Origin of the sequence: Methylobacterium sp. J-026 (genome assembly GCF_022829585.1) — a bacterium.
Lineage (GTDB): Bacteria > Pseudomonadota > Alphaproteobacteria > Rhizobiales > Beijerinckiaceae > Methylobacterium.
The window spans coordinates 48906-68898 of sequence record NZ_JAKSYC010000033.1; the positions used below are offsets into that span (position 1 = coordinate 48906).

The following is a 19993-nucleotide window of genomic DNA, read 5'->3' on the forward strand; positions in this document are numbered from 1 at the left end:
GTCAGGTTGAGCCCGGTTGCGTTGTGGGTGAACCGCACGTCGATCCACTCGTCAGTAATTCATCTTGGCGTGCAACACCTAAATTTCTGCCTCATAGAGACCACCTCGACCATCCTCGTACAAGTGTTCAGCGACAGATTGCTCGTGGCCCGGCTGTATGATGGTGTTCTCGCAGTCGCGGGGCGCTCGTCGACCCAACGCAATTGCAATGTGGTGTCCGTCGACATCGACGGGATGTGCTTTCTTCAATGACTAGTTGCGGGCCGGCCCTCAATAACCCATTACTTCGCCGACCCTCGGTTCAAAAAGATTAATTCTGACCATTTGCAAATGCGCAGCATGCCATTGTGTCTATGAATGTCTGCTATGCGGGCGTTGCCGAGCTTGCCTAAATGACCGAGATGGGCGCAGAGCGGAACGGCTGGTTGTCGGTTATCTGCCGAGGCGATCGCTGCGTTCTCCGCAGCGATGGACTGGTTCGTGAACACCCTCCGCGCCGGATCTGGCCCTGCTGCGGACTGACCATACGCCCGGCCCTGCTCGCGACGACCACGCCCGGAACTGTCCTTCCGGTCCGCTGAGCAATCTTGGTGCGATCAGCCCAGCTGCGGTGCCCCATCGAACATCCTGGATCTGGACCGGCCACGATGCCGATCGGGCGCTTCTTCGTCCTCCGCCACGGCGCGGCGTTCGATCGTTCTCCGGGTCGGGTTACGGCGCTGCATCGGCTGGAGGCTCGCGGTCTTCGTGACCAGGTAATCGAGGGCCTGGGAAGTCGCGTCGACCTGATCGTCGCTCCGGCCGAATGGAAAGCTGAGCAACTCGCTGACGAAGTCGTGGGTCCAAGGCTCCGATGCCGGTATCCACACCTGCCCAGCCTCGAACCGCGCGCTCTGCGCAAGAAGCCGGGCGCGCTTGTCGTAGCGGGGCCGCCGCAGGAGAACCCGTATGCCACTCGTGCGCCGGATGTCCTGCTGCAGGCTGCGGCCCAATTCGGTGTCCTCGATCAGAGTCTCATCAGGACGCCAGTCGTGGATGGTCTCGAGGATCTTACCGCGCAGCTCCGGGGTTTCCCACCGGCCTCGGACCAGCTCCAACAGATAGTAATTCTCCCCATCCCAGCCCCAGAGCATGCCGACCGAGTAGCTGCTGGTCGCGTCCAGCGTCGAGGCCGTGTCCCAGCTCGCAACGAAATACTTGAGCGCCGGATCATTGAGGTCGCGATCGGCATAGCGCAGCCATTCGCGGCGGATGACGTTGCCGTCCGGGGGCACGGGGTCCTGGAGGTACATCGCCGCGAAGGTCATCGAGCCGACAGCGCGCCGCATCTCCTCTAGCGTTTCACGTGGCTCACGCTCGGGATCCAGCACCTCGCCGGCCCGCCGATGATAGATGTCGTGCTCGTGCGGCCCGATCCGATAGCATGCCGCGCCCGATGCGATAGCCGGCAACACCAGCCGGTCCCAGTCACCGCTCCGCTGCACCTGACCGATGAGGTCATCTTCGTGCAGCCGCTGCGAGATCAAGACGATCGCACCCTTGAGTTTGTCGTTGAGGCGGGTGCGATGCGCAGTGTTCCAAAGCCCCATCTCTCTGCGCCGGACGGCTTCCGAGAAGGTCGCTTCCGGGCTCATCGCGTCGTCTCCGATGATGAGATCCGCGCCGCGCCCTAGGACCGGCCCCGAAATCGACACCCCGAAGCGGTAGCCACGTTCAGTCGTGATCGTCTCGAGCTTACGGTCCCCGCCCCGCTTGATCCGGAACGCCGGGAAAGCCTCTTGGAACCAGGCACTGGCGACGATCGCTCGGAACGCCGCCGCGTGTGTCTGGGCGAGGTCGGCAGAATACGAGGTGCAGATGATGCGCAGCCGCGGATCGCGGCCGAGCCGCCACGCGGTGAACGCGACTGTGACGATGAGCGACTTGCCCGAGCGTGGTGGCACGTTGATGATAAGCCGCTGGCGGTCGCCGCTCTCAACCCCGCGCAGGGCGTGAGCGATGGCATGGAGGTGCCAGTTGTCGACGAACGGGGTGCCCGGCTCGAGCGTGGCAAAGCAGCGCTCGTAGAACACCATGAAGTCGGTGCGCAGGGCATGGCGATAGAGGCGCTGAACCTGGGTCATGCAGCACCCTCGTCCGAGAGATCGGCATCAGCATCGTCGTCTGGTGCCGACCCGGATCCCACCGCTTCGTCTGGGGACCGTTGCCTGTGCGCGTGCCGCGCGATCAGGCGGTCGAACGCCGCCTGATCCTCGGGACTTAGCGTATCATCCGTCGCCGTGTCCGGCCGGCTCGCCCGCCGCTCCCGCCGGCGCCTGTCCAGTTCTTTGGCCGCAGAAACGTTGCCCGCCAAGACCTGCTTGTACAGCGCGAGGTCGACAGTCTCGTCGCGGGTCAGCCGCTGCCGCTTGCCGGCGACCTGCACGACGACAATCTCGTCGAGGAAGTCGCTCTTCGGCTTGGGCTTGCCCTTGCAGCCCCATGGATTGCCGACTTGGTTCGGTTTGAAGCGATGCTGCGGCGGAGGACAACCGTAGCCGACACGCGTGGCCTCAACGGGCGGCGGCTCGCCGCGCTTGCGATCCCTGGGCACGGGAAAGCCTCACGTGCGCCGCGAGCGCGGCGGAAGCACGATGCCCCGCTGCTCCGCCATCTCGGCAAACGTCAGACCAGTCTCAGCATGACGCGCCGGCGCGCGCGTGCAGCGTTCCATCCTGCGCACAGCGAGATCGACGTAGAACGGATCGATGTCGAGACCGTAGCCGCGCCGCTTCGCGCGATGCGCTGCGACCAGGGTGGTGCCGCTACCGGCAAAGACGTCGAGCACGATGTCGCCGCGACGGGATACGTCCAAGATCGCGTCCTGGATCATCGCCACGTTCTTCGGCGTCACATGCTCCCGGCTATCAGGGTTGCCTGCCCGGGCGAAGCCGTTTGCGCCGGGATAGCTCCACACATTCGAGCGATTGCGGCCATTTCGGCCGAGCTCGATGTTGTTGATGTGCGGTGCCGTGCCCTTCTTCCAGATGAAACATAACTCGTGGCCGGAGCGCCAGAGCGAGCCCATGCCGGGATTGGTCTTGGCCCAGACCGCGAGATTGAGAAACTGCTGGTAGACGGCATGACCGGCCGCCAGCATCTCCTGCATGTGCCGCCAGTCCATAAACTGGAGCGAGAGCGAGCCGTCTTCGGCATGCTCCCAGAGCCGCTCGAACACGGCGTGTAGGAACGCCGTGAACTCCGCGACACTCATCTCGCCGGAGGCCATGGCGAACTCGCGGGCACCGACGCGACCGGTAACATGTCCGGCGACCGGGACGTTGTAGGGCGGATCGCACAAGACAAGGTTCGCGAGCATGCCGGCCATGAGCGCGGGAAGGCTCACTTCGCTCAGGGCGTCAAGACAGCCGAGCCGGTGACCGCCTTCAAAGGTCCAGATATCGCCGAGTTGAGAGACCGCCTGCTTAAGCGGTGTCGGCACAGCGTCGTCGGGCTCGTCCCCGGCGGCGTTGAAGATTACATCGAGCTCGGCCGAGCTGAACGCAGTGAAGCTGACGAGGTCGATGTCGAAGTCGGCGAGGAAGGCGAGCTCGTCCTTCAACGCGCTCGGATCCCAGCTCGACAGCTCCGGCAGCTTGTTGAGGGCAATGCGCAGGGCGCGAGCTTGCGCGTCCGAAAGGTCGGCCAACGCGATGGTCGGAACCGTTGCGAGACCGAGCTCCAGGGCTGCGGCGAGGATCTGATGACCCGCAATGACGCGGCGATCGGCGTCGATGAGGATTGGCTCGACGATGCCCCAGCGTTTCACACTTTGAAGCAGGTGCTCGCGGTGGCGAGGCTGGTACTTGCGCAGTCGCGCCCGTGCGACGACGAGCTCACCCGGAAGCAGATTGACGATGGCGAGGGATCGCTGAGCCGAGCTCTGATGAGCCGGTGATCGCCTGCGAATCCGGGTCGGCGGCGGTTCGACCGATGGGATGAGGTGCGGTTCGGTAGGAGTAGCTGGAGACATGACGCCGGTCCAATCGAGTCAGCATGGGCCAACAGTCACCTTCCCCCCACGCACGATCTTGGTGCGGCGAGGCGTAGGGAACCGAAGGCAGCCAATGCTCGAACCCGATGCGGATGATCCGCGGCGCGTCGTGCTTCTGCGTACGACAGAAATCGCCGGATCGCTCGCCGCGGTCAATCAAAAAATGATGCGATTGGAATTGGTACGCGGTTGAAATCGCATCTCTGTCGCTGGAATGCCGTTTCCAATCCCATTTCGCGCTGCATCGAATTCGCATTTCGCACGCGCTCAGTAGAGACCGGTTCGACCCCGACTTCGTGCACCACCAGGCAGTTTTTGGAAACTGCGTGCCTGGTGGTCGAGACGAAAAACGCCGCTGTGTTCGCGGCTTAGCCGCGTCTCCGCGACGATTTATCAGTCTCCACCCCGTCGGACCACGGATAGGCGCCTGAACGAGGCCGCCGTCTCCGCTGCTACCAAACCCGTTTCCGCGCACTCGATTCGATGACCGATGCATAGGTCGTTCGCTGCGGGCGCACGGCGATGCGAACGCGAGCGGGTGCCGACGACGCAAGGATGGTAGCGCTGAAGTTCGGCTCCGACGGCAGGGGATCGGATCGCCCGGTGATGGACCCGGCACGCGTTGATGCGGTGGCGCGGCGATGCGCTCACAAGCCCAGGGCGCGTTCCTGCTCCGCCCAGGATACCGGCAATCCAGCTAGGTGCCCAACGCCGATGCCACGCGGCAGGCGACCGTCGACGATGGCCCGAACGATCCGCGGGGCAAGATGGGCGAGCGGCAACATCATCCGCACCGCGCGCTCGCTGCAGCCCTCGTGCAGTGCGATGGCCGCAGTACTCGCCGCACGCGCCGCAACGAGATGGTCGACCCAGGCGCGGCTGCGGGCGATGGCCGTGAGGATGCGCGCGCGGTCCTCGACCTTCATCGGCCGCAAGCCATCGCGCTCCACGCCCGGGGGCACGACGATCTCCCGGCGCCGACGATGCCCCGCAGGCGACCACGGGATGCGGATCGGATCACGCCCGTCCCCATCGACCAGCTCGACCAACAGCGAGTCAGGATAGATCGTCACCCCCGCGAGGTGGGTCGCGATCACGTCGGCGTCGCTGAGGACGTTGGGCACCGGAGCAGATGGCGAGGCGGACGCGGCAGGCGAGACAAGCGTCGCGCGCAGCGCCTGGACCACGCAGGCCTCGAGCGCGTGGGCAGCGATGCGCCGGACCGCGCAGGCCGGCCTGCCCCGGACCGCCGCCCGGCTGACGTAGTACCGGTAGCGCCGTGCGCCCTTGGCCGTGTGGCTCGGGGTCATCGCTTGGCCATGCTCGTCCCGGATCCGCCCGGTGAGCAGATGCGCGCCCTCCCGCCGCCGGGCGGTGTGCGCGTGGTGATTGGCCGACAGTTGCGCCTGTACCGCGTCGAACATCGCCGGGTCGACGAGGCCCATGTGCTGGCCCTCGTGCACAAGGCCCCGGTGACCAAGCCGGCCAACGTAGATCGGGTTGGCGAGGATCTTGTACAGGTGCCCGCGGGTGAACGCACCGCCTCCCACCGACTTGCCTTTACCATCGCGGCGTTCGGGCACGCGGATGCCGGTGGCCTCCAGCTCGGCGTGAAGCGCGCTGACCGTGCCGAGAGCGTGATAGCGGGTGAAGATCGCGCGCACGACCTCGGCCTGCTCCTCAACGACGTGCAGCGCGCGCGCCTCAACGCGGTAGCCCAGCGGCACGACGCCACCCATCCAGATGCCCTTACGCTTACTCGCGGCGATCTTGTCGCGGATGCGCTCGCCGGTGACCTCGCGCTCGAACTGGGCGAACGAGAGCAGGACGTTGAGGGTGAGGCGTCCCATGCTGGTCGTGGTGTTGAACGCCTGGGTCACCGACACGAACGAGGTGCCGTGCGCGTCGAACAGCTCGACGAGCTTGGCGAAGTCGGCCAGCGCGCGGGTAAGGCGATCGACCTTGTACACGACGATGACATCGACCCGGCGCTCGCGCACCGCAGTGAGCAGGCGCTGTAGGGCTGGACGCTCGAGGGTCCCGCCGGAGTATCCGCCGTCGTCGTAGCGTTCGGGCAGGAGCCGCCAGCCTTCGTGAGCCTGGCTCCTCACGTAGGATTCGGCGGCCTCGCGCTGGTTGTCAAGCGAGTTGAACTCCTGCTCGAGCCCGTGCTCGGTCGAGACACGCGTGTAGATCGCGCAGCGCAGCGTCGGGCGGGCGCCCGAGGGGGGATGCTGTGCGGCATTCGCCGAGCACCTCGGTTTGACGCTCACGCCGGGGCCCTCCGCTCGCCTCTATCCCGCCCAGCCTCCGTCGCCGCATCGGCCCGTTCGCGCAGGCCGAAAAAGCGGGGGCCGTTCCATTTGGTACCGGTGATGGCGTGGGCGACGCGGGACAAGCTGGGGTAGGTCGCCCCGTCCCAGGCGTAGCCGGCGTCTAGCACGGTGACGGTGTGCATGCGCCCGCCCCACTCGCGCGATAGCTGCACGCCGGGGATGTGCCCGCGCCGGTCCGGCACCGGGACCGCGATGGCGGTCGGGATGGCCCCAGCGCCGGGCTCGGACCTGTCTCGTCCGACCGCCGTCCCCCGCCCAGCTGTGAAACGGCTGAGGACCTGCGCGGTATCGCGGTCGAGGTCGCCCAGCGCACGAATCTGGAGACGGTGGGCGAGGATACGGGCGCGCAGGGTGGGGGAGAGGCCGGGCGGGGCGGCGGAACCGAAGTCCCGCCGCCAGCGCCGGGCGAGGCTGGCGGCGTCGAGGCCGGCGAGCTCGTCGAGCGCGGCGGCGAGCCGGTCGGCGGCGGGGATGGCCCCCGCTCTGATCACCGCCCTCACCGTCTGCGCCGCGGCCGGTGAGCGCTGCTCGCCCATCAGGCTGCCGCCTGGGCCGCGACGGCCGCCTCGGCCACCGGCGTGCGCCGGGGCTTGCGCGCCCGGGGCGGGGCGGCGACTGGGGCTACCGGCGCGGGGATGCAGTAGGCTGTAGCGTCGTCTGGGCGCGCGGCCTTGAGCAGCGCCTGGCCGCCGGTGCGGATGCGCGACAGGGCGGCGCGGGTCGTGTGGGGCAGCCAGCCGGTGGCCGCGGTCAGCTCGGCGAGCGTCGCCCCCTGCTCGCGCTTCAGCAGGGCCAGCACCTGCGCCTTCTTGCTCGAGATCGCAGTACCGGCGGGATCGGCCGGTGTGGCGGCAGGAGCACCCGCAGCCACCTTGGCGCCGCGCGGCGGCTTGGGCGGGGCGAGGCCGATGGCCCGGTATCCGGCGGGGGTGAGGCGGTGCGGGCCACCCGCCTCGGCGGGTGCGATCACCATGCCATCGCGCAGGAAGCGGCCGAGCAGCCGCGCGTGGGTGGCAGGACTCATCGCGGCCGGGGGCGTCAGTCGACCCTCGTCCGCTGCGGCGGCCTGCAGTAGGCCAGCCTCGGTCCGGTTCAGGAGGACGGTCGTCGGGGCGGTGGCGGTGATGGCGGCGGCATTGGTAGCGGTCATGATGATCGTCTCCGTAGCGGCGGGTGAGCCCCGCCACCGGCCCGACCCCGCGATCGGCCCTGCGACGGGCCGGCGGGGTGAAGTGAGGATGACCGCGTGTAGCGGCCGCATGGGTACGGCCGCGTGCGAACGGACGGTCAGTCGCCGGGGTCGGTGGCCTCGGCGGCCTTTCGGTTGATGCGGCCGATGAGGCAGATGGCGCCGTGTAGGGTCTGGGCCTCGCTGAGGGGGACGTCGAGGTCGAGGACGATGCGCACGGCCTCGCGCTCGGAGCCGGCGCGGGCGCAGACCAGGGCGGCCTTGGCGAGGGCGGCGGCGTCGATCAGGTGGGCGCTGATGGCGGCCAGAGCCGCGGTCACGCTCAGGCCGGCCTCGCTCGTATCCGTCCGGCCCGTGGTCGTCTCGCTCATACCGTCACTCCGTGCGCGTAGCTGCCTAGGCCCGCGGCTGCGTCGGGCCGGTCAACACACACGCTCTGTTGGCGGCGACAGTCCAGTCGAAAGTACCGGATCCCGCCGACATCCGCGTCGTAGTTCGGGAAGGCCTCCGCCAACGCGAAAAATGGACCCTAGGCCTCCGCCTCGAAGCGGACGTTTTAGTTCCGACCCAACCTAGCCGTACCGGCAAGCATTAGGACCGCCCATAAGCGGACGCTCGTCGCCCGCGCCGCAACTTCGACTCGGGTGGCAAGCGAATTGTGGCTCATCGTCCGAAACCGGACTTTCAGACTTGCGTTATTTTCGGTCACTTAGGTGTGCCCGTTCTGTACCGCAAACCAGCGTAGTCCGTGAGTTGATTAGATACTGCTGTGGTTGTGAGCTTGGCAATAGTCCTAGGACGGCAAACGATTGGTGTCGCTTCTGACTATTACCTGGACTACTGCGTGACGTCCTTGTGTGTTCGCCGGCGCTTGGTTGAAGATCCAGTCTCATGGGCATCGGCCTCCGCACAGGGTAGCCGTGATGAACGAAGTCAACCCCATGCAGTCGACGATCATATCGAGGCAGATCTAACGCTTAAGTTTAGTAATTGCAGCTAAGGCCTCGATCAGAGCTGCCTCGACCTCCCCTACCTTGGCAAAGGTAAGATGATCTTGTCGTCCGACTGAAAGGAGGAACGCCTCCAGCATCTCCGGGCAGTGCCGTACAAGTTCGCGGAAGTGATCACCTTTAGGTGCGCAGGAACCAGCGAACCAGTTCTTGACAGTGCGTTCGCCAGCGCCGGTCCAGCCTGCAACCACCTTGACCGCCGATGGTCGCTCGCTGACTGCGCACCGCAGCACTTCCGAGACCATCTGCGCGAACGTCTCGCCCCGATCCGGCGGCAGGCGTCCGTTGCCATGAAAGGAATTGCCCTTTTTAGGAAATGACATTCCGTTCTCCACACGCTCTTGTTGCGCAGAAAGGACGGACCCTGATGCAGGACCGGTCTCAACACCTTTCAGGCGCCGTGGGATGAACTCAGGAACATCGCCGGACTTGAGCCAAATGCGGGGATCGACTCGGGCGGTCGCCTACGTCCGGATGTCGACCGACCCGCAACAGTTCTCCATCGAAAATCAATTAGCCGAGATCCGGCGATACGCGGACCTGCGCGGCTTCGAACTCATCAGAGTTTATGAGGATGCCGGGCGCAGCGGACTCACCATCAGCGGTCGGGAGGGACTCACAAGGTTGATGGAGGATGTGGCTTCCGGATCGGCCGATTTCGAGGCCATCCTGGCTTACGACATCAGCCGTTGGGGACGGTTCCAGAACGCGGACGAGAGCGCACATTACGAATTCCTGTGCTCGCGCGCCGGCATCCAAGTCCACTACTGCGCCGAACAGTTTGACAACGACGGAACGACCAGCTCCGTTCTCCTAAAGGCGGTCAAACGCGTCATGGCCCGGGAACACAGCAGAGAGCTGTCGGTCAAAGTATTCGCTGGTCAATGCCGTTTGGTGGAAAAGGGTTTTCGTCAGGGCGGCATGGCCGGCTTCGGACTGCGCCGGCTGCTGGTCGACGAGAAGGGTACTTCGAAGGGGGAGCTCGGCTTCGGCCAGCGTAAGGGCCTCCAGACCGACCGTGTGATCCTTGTGCCCGGGCCCAGCGAGGAGGTGTCAGTCGTCGAGCGCGTGTACCGGATGTTCGTCGAGGAAGGGCATGGCGAAACGGAGATTGCGTCAGCGCTCAATCGCGACGGGTTGCGTACGAACCTCGGGAGTCACTGGACGCGCGGCACTGTTCATGAAGTGCTGACCAATGAGAAGTACATCGGCAACAACGTCTTCAATCGGCGATCCTTCAAGCTGAAGCAGCGCCGGGTCGCGAACGCACCAGACATTTGGGTTCGGGCGCGGCGAGCTTTCGAGCCGCTCGTGGACGAAGTCTTATTCGAGCGGACGCGCGCGATCATCGAGGCCCGTAGCCAACGATACGGCGATGCGCAGTTGCTCGACCTGCTGCGGGACTTACTGCGGTGTCAGGGAGCACTTTCCGGACTTGCCATAGACGAGCGCGGGGACATGCCGTCGAGCAGCGTGTACCGGCGCCGGTTCGGCAGCCTGCTTCGAGCCTACTCACTAGTCGGCTATAAGCCGGAGCACGATTACCGTTACATCGAGATCAACCGCACACTGCGCAGGATGCACCCCGATGTCATCGCTTCGGTGATGACGGGCATCCGCGATGTTGGCGGCGAAGTCGAGCGCGACCCCATCACCGATTTGCTCACTGTCAACGGTGAATTCACCGCCTCGGTCGTGATCGCACGATGTCAAGAGACGAAAGCCGGCTCACTTCGCTGGCGCATTCGCCTTGACGGCCTTCTCGCGCCCGACATCACGGCCGCAATTCGGATGGACGTCGGGAACGCAACGGCACTCGACTACTACCTTCTGCCCGGATTGGACATGACCGTCCCACGGCTACGCCTAGCCGAGCGCAACGGCTTTTCCCTTGATGCCTATCGATTTGAAGCCCTGGATACACTGTTCGCGCTCGCCGCTCGGGCGCCGTTTGAGGAGAAGGTAGCATGAATACTCCCGCCAAACGTCGCGTCCAGATCATCCCAGTCGACCGCATCACCGTCCTCAACCCCCGGGTGCGAGACCAACGAAAGTTTCGCGAGCTTGTAGAGAACATTTCTCTTGTCGGATTGAAGCGCCCGGTAACCGTAACACCGCTGCCTGACAAAAAATCTTTACCGGCCTATGGCCTCATCTGCGGCCAGGGGCGACTGGAAGCATGTGTAGAGCTCGGGCAGACTACAGTCGCGGCAATCGTCATCGAAGCGGATGAGCGCGATTGCCTCGTCATGAGCATCGTCGAGAACTGCGCCCGACGACATCACCGTCCGGCAGATCTCCTAAACGATATTTCCGCTTTGAAGCAGCGCGGATATACCGACGCCGAAATTGCGAGTAAGATCGGCTGTACTCCGCAATGGGTGAACATGGTCGTGGGGCTGATCGAGAGGGGGGAGGAGCGGCTACTCGCTGCGGTTGAGACAGGCGTCCTGCCTGTCAGCGTGGCTATGGAAATCTCGCGGACCGATGACGAAGGTGAGCAAAGGCTCCTCGCACAGGCATACGCGGAGCGGAAGCTATCGGGTGGCAAGCTAGCCAAAGTCAGACGTCTTCTTGAAGCGCGCCGCAGGGGTGGCCGCGGCATGAACAAGACGTCTCATGGACGGAAGGATGGGGCAAAGCGTCCGATATCCACGGACGCCCTCCTGCGGATGCTGCAGCAGGAGGCGGACAAGCAACGGCTCCTGGTTAAGAAAGCCGAGATTACCCAGACGCGCCTACTCTTCACCGTGGAGGCTCTTCGCGTGCTCAGGTCGGACGAGAACTTCGTCAACCTGCTGCGGGCCGAAGGCCTCGCGACAATGCCCCTTGACCTGCACAATCGTATGACCGCGAGGACGTCATGACTGAGATTGTCCCCGTTCCTCTTGTTACGCTTGCTTTCGAGTACGAGTTGGTGACGCTGCCACTCGCTTCATTGCTGCCCGTCAAAAGCGTTGGACCCACCGTGAAGGCCAGCCAAAAGTACTTACAGATAGCGGCATCAGTGCGTGAGGTTGGGCTCGTAGAGGCGCCCGTGGTGGCCCGGGACAAGATGAGCGGGGGCCTTTACCTACTCCTTGACGGCCACCTTCGTGTTGAAGCACTAAAGGATCTTGGAGAAACAGAGGTAGAATGCCTCGTTTCTACTGACGACGAGGCATTCACATATAATCGACGCGTCAATCGCCTCTCGGCTGTGCAGGAGCGTGCTATGATTGTGCGTGCCATGGAGCGGGGCGTCTCGGCAGAGAAAATTGCAGCAGCTCTATGTATCCACCCCGTAAGCGTTCAACGACGAGTGCGAATGCTAGATGGGATTTGTGAGGAGGTCGTCGCCCTCTTGCGCGACAAGCAATGCCCGATTTCCGCCTTCGAGATATTGAGAAAGATGAAGCCTCTCCGTCAGATAGAGTCGGCGGAACTTATGATTGGCATGAACAATTACTCAATTAAGTACGCGACGTTGCTTTTAGCTACAACTCCACAGTCGGCTCTCGTCGAAGAAGGCGCGCGAAAGAAGGCCAAAGGTGTCAGCCCCGAGATACTAGCTCGGATGGAGCGGGAGCTAGCCAAGCTTCAGGCAACGGTCACCTCCATTCAGGATAGCTATGGCCGTGATACGTTAGAGCTAACTGTGGTCAGGGGCTATCTAACCAAGCTCCTTAAAAATAATCGAGTGGTTCGATATCTATTCCAGACACGTCCAGAGTTTCTCGATGAATTTCAGGCCATCGCGGAGACTAAATTGACTCTGCCTGTGGAGGTAGCCGCCTAGGTTGGGCTTGGTCGCTGCAAATCATAAATCTTGAAGCTCAGCAATAGATTTGAATAACTGCACACTGAGTGGACGCGGGCAGACCAGAGAAATGTCAATGTTTGGCTCCTGCAGGTCAATCAAATAGCTGTAAAGCGGGCATTCCAGTGTTCCGCGATGGGACAAGCGGAGGAATGATATGACGTCAGCTTCCATGCACTTCCGCCTAAAAGCAGACCGGCAGAAAACCACCCGTTGCGGATCCTCGCGAATGGGTACCAACCGTGAGATTTTGACCACTAGGATGCCGGAAGCGGGTTCTCTGCCCGATACTCAGCCTCGCCGGAGAGGTCCTGCAGGAGGGCTGCCAACTCTACAAAGCTCACGAACACGTCCTTCCCCTTGTGGTGGCATCCAAGGCCGTTGTTCGTGATCCAGATTGACGCCGTAGGCATCGCGCCTGGATCAGCAGCATTCGCGATGTCGCTCCCGAAATGCTTGATCCGGTTGTTGAACAGGTGGACCCGCTCGCTGACCGAACCGTCACCTTTTGTGAAAGCCGGGGGCAGGGGAGGGTAGATCTTCGTTGCCCCATTTACGCAGGCAATCGCCACGCCGATCCGGAGGATGCAGCTCTCGAAACGGGCCACTGCGAGGTCATAGGCCATCGGCGCCGTACCGTTCGGCAGATGCGACAGGTACCGGCGGACGTACCGGCAAGCGGCGCGGTAGTCGAAGACCGCGGGACCGATATTGCGGATGAAGGTGCCGATCAGAACGACAGCCGCTCTACCGGGACCATCATCGACCTGCTGAATGATGTGGTTCCACCAGTATGCTAGCAGGTACTCTGGCATGATCTGCACGTCGGGAGCGGTACACTCCGTTAGATCAGCGAGGTTCGTCCCGAAATATGGATTGAGCACCGACGTGTGACCGTCAGTGGTTGGGAATACGAAGATGAAGTCGTCCTCGGTGATGTCCACGGCCGTCCTCCGTGAGCATTAATGCCGGCGACTGCGGAGGCGATCCATATTGTCCGGCGGCACTTTTCGACACCCTCCAGATGTCCCGAGACTGCCTCTCGGCGCAAGGGCTAGTGCCGTTGCTGCGTCGATCAACACTGCCGCGATCCACTTAACCGATTACGCGAACCTGTCCTGCATAATCATGCTGGCGAGCTGATCAGGATTGGGCGACGGCAATGAACCTCTTTCGGCTCGGGACTGCATTGGCGGCGGTCGGGGTCCTGCTGGTCGGCGGCTCCGTCGCATGGTGGCAGAAGCTCTACGGAGAGGTTGCCGCCGTCCTCGGGGCGCAGGCTGAACCACCTCTGCAATGTCTGTATTCGGTCGCTGGCGCGTGTGGTCAGGTAATCGAGCTGGCGGCCATGGTCGGAGCCAACCCGTATCGCCCTGGCTTTTTTTGGATCGGCGCAGTGGCGCTCGTGGTTGGCGGCGTCTTGGAGTTTGCCGCTAAACCACAGCAGAAGCGTACCAGCCCGGTCCAGGTCCGAGGCGAGGGAGTGGTGATCCCTGGCTCTACCCCTCACGGCATGAGCGCCGAGGAATGGGAGCGGTTCAACGCGGTCGCGTTCCCCACGAAGAGCAAGCCCTGACCCACAAACCGGCTGCACCAGAGTTGCAGCGTCATGCCCTGCGCGCAGCTCGTCCCTGAAGACGCTGGGCTTCCTCCTGCCACGCATCGCGCTCGGTACGCATTGCCTCGACCAGGGCGTGCATGTTGCCGGCGTCGATCGCGGTCTCAACCAGCATCTCTTGAGCCGAGGCCAGTTGCTCGCGCAGCTCTGCGTTTTCGGCCACGAGCGCGAGCAGCAGAGCGGTCACGACATCGCCCATTCCTGCTCCCGCGGACCTCAAGGTGGCGCGTCTAGCTGGGCACAAGCTCGGCCGCAATCGCGTCCGATCAGCGCGATTGCGCCGACGAGGCCGCACCGAGGCTTGCCGTCTCAAGACGACCTCGATGCTGCTCTGCCGGCGCTCGACCCCTGGCCGATCGCAGGGTGACCGTGGGCCGGTATGGTTAACGGATCCTTGCGGCTGCTGGCCCATTCCGGATCCGGCAGGATGCAGGTTGCGAGGCGGTGGTGCAGTTCAGCCGAGACGAGACTTATACGCCCGCTAACGACCCAACACAGTCGTTCAAATGCGGCCGTACGGTTCTCAAGAGCGGACCTATGCTCATCTACTACTATGGCAGAGATGAGCCTTAGACGGTCCTCCTAATCTGATCGACGACATCCCGCAAGGCGATGTGATGATTCGAGCCGGTCGGAATGCGATCGATGTGGGGCGTCAGCGGTTGTACGACGGATGACTCTCGATCTCTACGCGGTTATCGGAAAGATCACGCTCTAAAGCGTACTCGACCATCGCCTCGCGGACCACCGGAGCCGCATTCTCGTAGTAGGCGAGACTGACATGTTCGGTGACCGAAAAGATGATCTTGATGACGTCCCACTTCCCCCTAACCGTGGCAGGCACGTCGATCTCGGCAGTCATGGTGCAATCCAACGGCTGGTAAAATACTCGTTTTGCTTGTACCGAGCGAGCTTGGGGCCGACTTCGTCACAGATTTCTCCGAACGCATCACGCATCACGTTAAACTCGGCGTCATTGATGTAACCCGTTACGTAACAGACATCCTGATACTCGCCCTTGATGCGATTCCGCATCTTGATGCGGGTGGTTACCAGAGCTGTTTCGAGAGGGCGGTTTTTGTAAAGCGCCGTTCCGTAATCGAGTACGTGGGTTTCCAGAGACATGAACTCCCAGCGATCGTTGCGCTGTTCTCGATAATGCTCCGCGAGCTTCGGATAGAGTTGGCTGAAGCTGGCGGTCTGCGCACCGGTAGCGAAGGCACGGGCATCGTCACCGAGCGTCTGCTCGAAGAACCGAGCGCGCTCGCCGTACTGGGCGCGCAGCGCCTGTTCTTGCGCGGCACGCCGAACGCCTTCTTCATTCGCCTTGATCTGATCGAGTTTCCTGCGGTCATCGAGCTCTCGCTGCCGCTTGAACTGCTGTTCGGCGCTGCGCGTCTTGTCCTGCTCGATCAAGTCCCGAGTTTGGGCGACCTCCGCCGATTCGATCCACAGCGGGAGGTAGCGATGGCTGATCCCATCCCGGTTCATGGCTTCGTCGAGGGCTGTGAGATCGACTGCGGCGGCGTAGACTGCACCGCATTCACTCCTTTTCACCGCGATGAATGCGCCGTCGGCCGACGTCGCCGTAGCCACAGGCTGACCCGGCAGTTCATCGGCGATCCGGTCATTCAAACGCATCAGGATCGCCGCGTGGGCTTCGGCGTCCGCCGACGGCACCCGGCACAGCACGCTCGAACCATTGGGTACGACGACGAGGCCGAAGCCGTCTGCAGTCTTGCCGCGAACCTTGGCCTCGACCTCGTTCGCCTTGGCCGCTTCCGCCTGCTTGACCGCCGCTAGAGCGCTCGCGTCCACCGCGTTGAGACGCGAGAACAGGTTGCCGTTGACGGCATCCACCAAGCTGATCACCCGGTTGACCGGCTCACGCAGAAGGCGTTCCCGCTCGGCGAAGATGAGGTCTTGGCTGGCAAGATCGGTCGCGCCGCATGATGCGAGCGGCAGGTCGAGCTTCGCTCCGAGTGCGGCGCTGCGGTCGCGGATCTGACGGTTCATGAACACGTCGGAGAGCGGGGCGTGATACAGGCAGGCGGTGGCGCGCCCATCCTCGAATACCAACTCGCCGCGCAGGTTGCGTACGACCGACGGGGCCTTGCCGCTGTCGTTGTACAGGATGATCAGGTCGCCGCGGTCCCCTTCCATGAGGAAACGGCTTTTCGCCGTGACTGCCCGGGCGAGCCGAGCCGCCTCGTCGATGCGGGCGCGCTTCCCGGCATAGGCGTCTGCCAACTCCCCAAGTCGGGCATCGGAGGTCTCGGGCGCGATGCTCGCGACCTCGGCGACGAAGCCGCTGAGGAAGGTTTGAAGATCCTGCGGGATGCCACCCTTGAGGGTCGATTCGGCCTCGGCCTGATCACGCTTGAGGCGGTCGACGAGCGCGGTCCGGCTGCGCTCGGCCGCATCACGCTCGCGCCGACGCGCGTCCTGCTCGCGATCACGCTGCTTCGTCGCCTGCTGCTCCATCAACGCTGCTTGCGCCTTGCCGACTGTTTCGGGCGAGATCCAGATCGGCAGATATCGGAACGTGATGCCGTCGCGGGTGAGACCCTTCACCAGCGCAGCCAAGTCCGGAGCCGTGCCATAGACGGCCCCGCACTGCCCGCGCTTGATCGACAGAAAGGCTCCGTCAGCGTTCGCGGTCACCGTTGTCGTCACGCCGCGCAGTTCCGCCCTTAGCAGCGCCTCGTAGCGCTGCAGGAGCTGATCGTGCAGCACCTTGTCTCCGGTGGCGATCCGGCAGATCGTGCGGGACCCGGGACCGAAAGCGAGGACGGCCAAGCCGTCCGAGGTGCCGCGAGCGACTTCACTTTCCGCCTCGGCCGCTCGGATCCCTTCCGCTTGGCGTGCGGCCTCGATGTCCGATTTCGGCACCGTGCCGCCGAGGGTGAACACACCCGTGTCGACGGCCGAGGCGATGGTCTGGAACACCCCGACCTGCGCACGCAGCGCACTGCGCTCGAAGACGACAAGATCTGCGCTCTGCTGCTGAGCGCCGCTGCATGGAGGCAGCGTCTCCTTGACCGGCGCACCGAGGCTGCGCGCCTTGGCGATCAGCTGCTCCAGGGCGATGCGGTCGCTCGGCGCTTCGGGCATCGCGCATGCAACAGTGCGCTCCGGGTCGAACACGAGGTTGCCGTCGAGACCGCGCACGACGGCGGCCGCGCGGGGCGAGCTGTTGTAGAGGAACAGCAGATCGCCGGGGTCGCCTTCCACGAGGAAGCGGTTCTTGTCGGTGATAGCGCGCTGGATCGCCTCAGCCTCCCGCATCCGTGGCTCGATCTGGGAGAGGCGCTGCTGGAGCGCCTCGGCGGCCTTGGGTAAATCCTTTGGCGCAGCACCGTCGAACTGCTGGACGAGCACGGCGAGGTCCGGCCGGAGGTCTTCCGGTACGGGACCGGCCAAGAGGGCCTCGATGCGCTTGCGCTGCTCGTCGATCTGGCGCTGTGCCTGCAGGCGCGTGCCGCGATCCCGCTCCTCGACAGCGAGATCCGTGAGGTAGCTCTCGTAGCGCCGTGCGACGGCGTCGATACGCGCGGGGAGGCTTGGGTCGGTGATGAGGGACACGTTCGGCGCAGGCGTCGAGCCGCGCCCAAGCTTGGCGGCGAGCCCATCGCCGAGAAAACCATCGGCGTCCATGCTTTCGGCCTCGGCGAACGCCACGAGCGCTTTGCGCGTCACACCGCCGTAGACGCCATCCGCGGTCGCGTCGGCACGCAGGTAGCCGGCGCTACGCAGCGCCTCCTGAAGGCGAACATGGTCTTCCAGCGACCGGGCGAGCTCCTGCCGGGCCGAGACCGGCCCTTCGCGACCCACGCGAGCCGACCACGCGTCCCGCTGACGCTGGTAGGTTGCGGCGATACAGGGGATGGCCTTCCGAGCGGCCGCCGTGGTCTTGCCGGTCTCCGGGATCCGACAGGATGCGAGTGTGCGCTTCACGAGGTCGTTCGAGGCCTCCTTGAGCTCGGCCGCGGCGTCCGGGTGAATCTGACGGAGCGTGTAGAACGCCCGGGCCATGTCGAGATCGACGCGCCGCAGGCTGGCATCCTCACAGATCAGGGTGGGGAGGGGCGTATTCGCCCGCTCGCAATCGAACGAGGGGCCGAGGTCGCGCGCCGGACCCGCCGTCTTCGTCGGTGAGGTTGCCCGGGGTGGTTCGGAGATTGACACGGCATCCTTGCGCAAGTCGGCCAGACGCTTGCGCAGGCCATCGGGCACATCCGCCTTCGTGCGGGCTTCGGCCTGCGCGCGCAGTCCGCTCATGCGATCGAGCGCGGCCATGCGCAGGGCTTCAGCCTGCGACAGCGCGCTCAACCCGCCGATCTCGCGATTGAGCGATTCGGTATCAGGCGCGGACGGTCCGGTGCGTGCACCGAGCTGCTGATCGATGCGGATCTGAATCCGGGCGATTTCGGACCGGACGACAGGGGACGGATCCCGCTGGTAGGCCGTCAGCGATCCCTTGAGCACCTGAAGCTGCTCGGCACGTCCCTGCGCCTCCGCGCGGGCCCGGCGCGTCTCACGCGCCTCGCCGGTCTCGACGTCGGCCACGATGATCCGGGTGCCCGAGAAATGAAGGTCGATTGCCTCCCGCGGCTCGACGGGTTGGACGCGGCCATCACCATTCCGGTAAGCGAACGTCTGATTGCAGGTCGTTGTGATCGACCATCCGCTATCGTCCGGCACCGTGCAGCTGTAACCGCGCCTGAGATTCGGCTCCGTGAAGCGTCGGCATTGGGCGAAAACCGCGCTCAACCGTCCATCGTCCGGGCCGATGCCGCGCTGGGCCAGACCGGCGATGGTAGTATTCTGGCGGGCAAGAGCTCGATCGAGGCACGAGCGATCCGCACTCGGGAGTCGTGCCCAAGCCTCGCGTGCTGCTTGCGCTTGAGCGGCACCGATCAGGGTTCCGAAGATGTCGACCGGCGAGATCTGCGCGCGGGCTTGGCCTGGAAAGGCGGCGGCTGCCGCCAGCAGAATCCCACACCACCTTCCCCGCGCCATGACCGTGCCCTGCAGCTTCGTTTAAAGCTGTGTCGCCGGTTCCGATTCCCTATTCAAGGTTGCAAAAGACACGCAGTGCGGGTTTGTGCTGCGATCGTAAACCGTTACAGCGCTCAGGTTGGCGCATCCGAGCCACACTTTTGGCAATGACCGGCGACAGGTAAAATAGCCGCCCTAATCGAAGCCTTAGATTTGCTGAGCATTGCTTTACAAGAGTCCCGGTGGACGAGAGTGTTTGCACACTCTCTGATGCGGTAACTGGTACAACCACGGATGGAGCAGCTTATTTAAGGGGAGTATTCCGGCCCCTAAGCCTGGACTGCGACGTCCGCTTCCAACGATACAACGCTAAGAGCGGACGGGCGGCTTTCCACCCAACCCGGTCATAGGTCGTTGTCTATCGTGCTGCCACGAAGCAGACCTTCCGAGGGTCTGCGAAGGGTCGTGAGCGGTCCCCACGGCTATGTCCACTTGATGCAACCGCTGTCCAGAAGCGGACAGGCAGGAAACCACCCAGAGCAGCCATCCTGCTTCCGACCCAACCCAGCCGTGCGAGCAGTCGTCAGCGCTTCCCAGAAGCAGTCATGCATCGGCCGTCCGGCAATTTCGGTACGGGGTGGAAAGGAGATCTACGCGCCCTGCTGCGTCTCGGCCAGTCGTTCGAGGGCCACCCCGTCAAGCTCGTAGTACACTTTGTCGGACCCGTTTGCGCCTAAGCCATCGTATAGCGCCCGCGCTGCCGTGTTCTCGGCTGAAGTGGACCACTCGATCCTAGTGCTGCCTGCGGCTTTCGCCCCTCGTGCAACCTTGGCCATCAATGCCTGAGCGACGCCAAGGCGACGCGCAGCATGGGCCACATAAATCTGCTGGACGTAGGTAAACGCCAGCAGCCCACGAACGGGGTACAGCGACGTGTAGGTGGCGAAGCCCAGCAATCGGGCATCATCGTGAGCCACGGCTATGTTCACCCTCTGAGCTTGCCGGAT

At 63.9% G+C, this 19993-nt stretch carries 17 protein-coding genes; 4 read left to right on the plus strand and 13 right to left on the minus strand.

What is annotated here, in order from left to right:
• Positions 1-596: 596 nt before the first annotated feature.
• From terL to MKK69_RS01575, 8 genes are all read right to left on the minus strand, one after another.
• Positions 597-2123, minus strand: coding sequence for a phage terminase large subunit (gene terL / locus MKK69_RS01540; protein ID WP_243964910.1), 1527 nt, complete (start codon positions 2121-2123; stop codon positions 597-599).
• A complete protein-coding gene (locus tag MKK69_RS01545) occupies positions 2120-2593 on the minus strand; it encodes a DUF5681 domain-containing protein (protein WP_243964912.1) in 474 nt (157 codons plus the stop codon). Before MKK69_RS01545 ends, terL begins: the two co-directional genes overlap by 4 nt.
• A 9-nt stretch (positions 2594-2602) precedes the next feature.
• Positions 2603-4012 (minus strand): DNA modification methylase, encoded by a 1410-nt coding sequence (locus tag MKK69_RS01550; RefSeq protein ID WP_243964913.1) that lies wholly within the window; start codon positions 4010-4012, stop codon positions 2603-2605.
• A gap of 668 nt (positions 4013-4680) precedes the next feature.
• Positions 4681-6306, minus strand: a complete 1626-nt coding sequence (locus MKK69_RS01555) for a recombinase family protein (protein ID WP_243964914.1) — start codon at positions 6304-6306, stop codon at positions 4681-4683.
• The gene (locus MKK69_RS01560) at positions 6303-6905 is read right to left on the minus strand and encodes a DUF2924 domain-containing protein (protein ID WP_243964915.1); all 603 of its coding nucleotides are present in this window, start codon (positions 6903-6905) and stop codon (positions 6303-6305) included. Before MKK69_RS01560 ends, MKK69_RS01555 begins: the two co-directional genes overlap by 4 nt.
• The gene (locus tag MKK69_RS01565) at positions 6905-7519 is read right to left on the minus strand and encodes a DUF3489 domain-containing protein (RefSeq protein ID WP_243964916.1); all 615 of its coding nucleotides are present in this window, start codon (positions 7517-7519) and stop codon (positions 6905-6907) included. Before MKK69_RS01565 ends, MKK69_RS01560 begins: the two co-directional genes overlap by 1 nt.
• Before the next feature lie 137 nt (positions 7520-7656).
• On the minus strand, positions 7657-7929 hold the full coding sequence (locus tag MKK69_RS01570; protein ID WP_243964917.1) for a hypothetical protein: 273 nt from the start codon (positions 7927-7929) through the stop codon (positions 7657-7659).
• 599 nt (positions 7930-8528) lie between these two features.
• Positions 8529-8891 (minus strand): hypothetical protein, encoded by a 363-nt coding sequence (locus MKK69_RS01575; RefSeq protein WP_243964918.1) that lies wholly within the window; start codon positions 8889-8891, stop codon positions 8529-8531.
• A gap of 115 nt (positions 8892-9006) precedes the next feature.
• On the opposite strand from MKK69_RS01575, the gene MKK69_RS01580 reads away from it, so the two are divergent.
• Genes MKK69_RS01580 through MKK69_RS01590 form a run of 3 tightly spaced genes read left to right on the plus strand, consistent with a single transcriptional unit; the run spans position 9007 to position 12346 of the window.
• On the plus strand, positions 9007-10539 hold the full coding sequence (locus tag MKK69_RS01580; protein ID WP_279598121.1) for a recombinase family protein: 1533 nt from the start codon (positions 9007-9009) through the stop codon (positions 10537-10539).
• Entirely contained in the window at positions 10536-11435 is a 900-nt protein-coding gene (locus MKK69_RS01585) for a plasmid partitioning protein RepB C-terminal domain-containing protein (RefSeq protein ID WP_243964920.1), read from the plus strand. Before MKK69_RS01580 ends, MKK69_RS01585 begins: the two co-directional genes overlap by 4 nt.
• Complete coding sequence (locus tag MKK69_RS01590; protein WP_243964921.1) at positions 11432-12346, plus strand: plasmid partitioning protein RepB C-terminal domain-containing protein; 915 nt, start codon at positions 11432-11434, stop codon at positions 12344-12346. The genes MKK69_RS01585 and MKK69_RS01590 overlap by 4 nt, the downstream gene beginning before the upstream one ends.
• Before the next feature lie 278 nt (positions 12347-12624).
• On the opposite strand, the gene MKK69_RS01595 is transcribed toward MKK69_RS01590, so the two are convergent.
• Positions 12625-13311, minus strand: coding sequence for a hypothetical protein (locus MKK69_RS01595; protein ID WP_243964923.1), 687 nt, complete (start codon positions 13309-13311; stop codon positions 12625-12627).
• 218 nt (positions 13312-13529) lie between these two features.
• Between MKK69_RS01595 and MKK69_RS01600 the strand changes: the two genes are divergently transcribed.
• A complete protein-coding gene (locus tag MKK69_RS01600) occupies positions 13530-13943 on the plus strand; it encodes a hypothetical protein (protein WP_243964925.1) in 414 nt (137 codons plus the stop codon).
• A gap of 31 nt (positions 13944-13974) precedes the next feature.
• On the opposite strand, the gene MKK69_RS01605 is transcribed toward MKK69_RS01600, so the two are convergent.
• The 4 genes from MKK69_RS01605 to MKK69_RS01620 all read right to left on the minus strand — a co-directional run.
• Complete coding sequence (locus MKK69_RS01605) at positions 13975-14184, minus strand: hypothetical protein (protein ID WP_243964926.1); 210 nt, start codon at positions 14182-14184, stop codon at positions 13975-13977.
• 456 nt (positions 14185-14640) lie between these two features.
• Positions 14641-14847, minus strand: coding sequence for a hypothetical protein (locus MKK69_RS01610; protein ID WP_243964928.1), 207 nt, complete (start codon positions 14845-14847; stop codon positions 14641-14643).
• Positions 14844-19007 carry a peptidoglycan-binding domain-containing protein gene (locus MKK69_RS01615; protein ID WP_243964929.1) on the minus strand — a complete coding sequence of 1388 codons (4164 nt, stop codon included), beginning with the start codon at positions 19005-19007 and terminating at the stop codon, positions 14844-14846. Before MKK69_RS01615 ends, MKK69_RS01610 begins: the two co-directional genes overlap by 4 nt.
• Positions 19008-19636: 629 nt before the next feature.
• On the minus strand, positions 19637-19993 hold a 357-nt coding region (locus MKK69_RS01620), incomplete at its 5' end, for a GNAT family N-acetyltransferase (protein WP_243964931.1).

Bases quoted from the DNA above. Each gene is read 5' to 3' on its own strand.
- MKK69_RS01590 (WP_243964921.1), top strand. From the start codon at position 11,432: ATGACTGAGATTGTCCCCGTTCCTCTTGTTACGCTTGCTTTCGAGTAC.
- MKK69_RS01605 (WP_243964926.1), bottom strand. From the start codon at position 14,184: ATGGGCGATGTCGTGACCGCTCTGCTGCTCGCGCTCGTGGCCGAAAAC.
- MKK69_RS01585 (WP_243964920.1), top strand. From the start codon at position 10,536: ATGAATACTCCCGCCAAACGTCGCGTCCAGATCATCCCAGTCGACCGC.
- MKK69_RS01575 (WP_243964918.1), bottom strand. From the start codon at position 8,891: ATGTCATTTCCTAAAAAGGGCAATTCCTTTCATGGCAACGGACGCCTG.
- MKK69_RS01570 (WP_243964917.1), bottom strand. From the start codon at position 7,929: ATGAGCGAGACGACCACGGGCCGGACGGATACGAGCGAGGCCGGCCTG.
- MKK69_RS01560 (WP_243964915.1), bottom strand. From the start codon at position 6,905: ATGGGCGAGCAGCGCTCACCGGCCGCGGCGCAGACGGTGAGGGCGGTG.
- MKK69_RS01615 (WP_243964929.1), bottom strand. From the start codon at position 19,007: ATGGCGCGGGGAAGGTGGTGTGGGATTCTGCTGGCGGCAGCCGCCGCC.
- terL (WP_243964910.1), bottom strand. From the start codon at position 2,123: ATGACCCAGGTTCAGCGCCTCTATCGCCATGCCCTGCGCACCGACTTC.
- MKK69_RS01580 (WP_279598121.1), top strand. From the start codon at position 9,007: ATGCGGGGATCGACTCGGGCGGTCGCCTACGTCCGGATGTCGACCGAC.
- MKK69_RS01550 (WP_243964913.1), bottom strand. From the start codon at position 4,012: ATGTCTCCAGCTACTCCTACCGAACCGCACCTCATCCCATCGGTCGAA.
- MKK69_RS01565 (WP_243964916.1), bottom strand. From the start codon at position 7,519: ATGACCGCTACCAATGCCGCCGCCATCACCGCCACCGCCCCGACGACC.
- MKK69_RS01600 (WP_243964925.1), top strand. From the start codon at position 13,530: ATGAACCTCTTTCGGCTCGGGACTGCATTGGCGGCGGTCGGGGTCCTG.
- MKK69_RS01610 (WP_243964928.1), bottom strand. From the start codon at position 14,847: ATGACTGCCGAGATCGACGTGCCTGCCACGGTTAGGGGGAAGTGGGAC.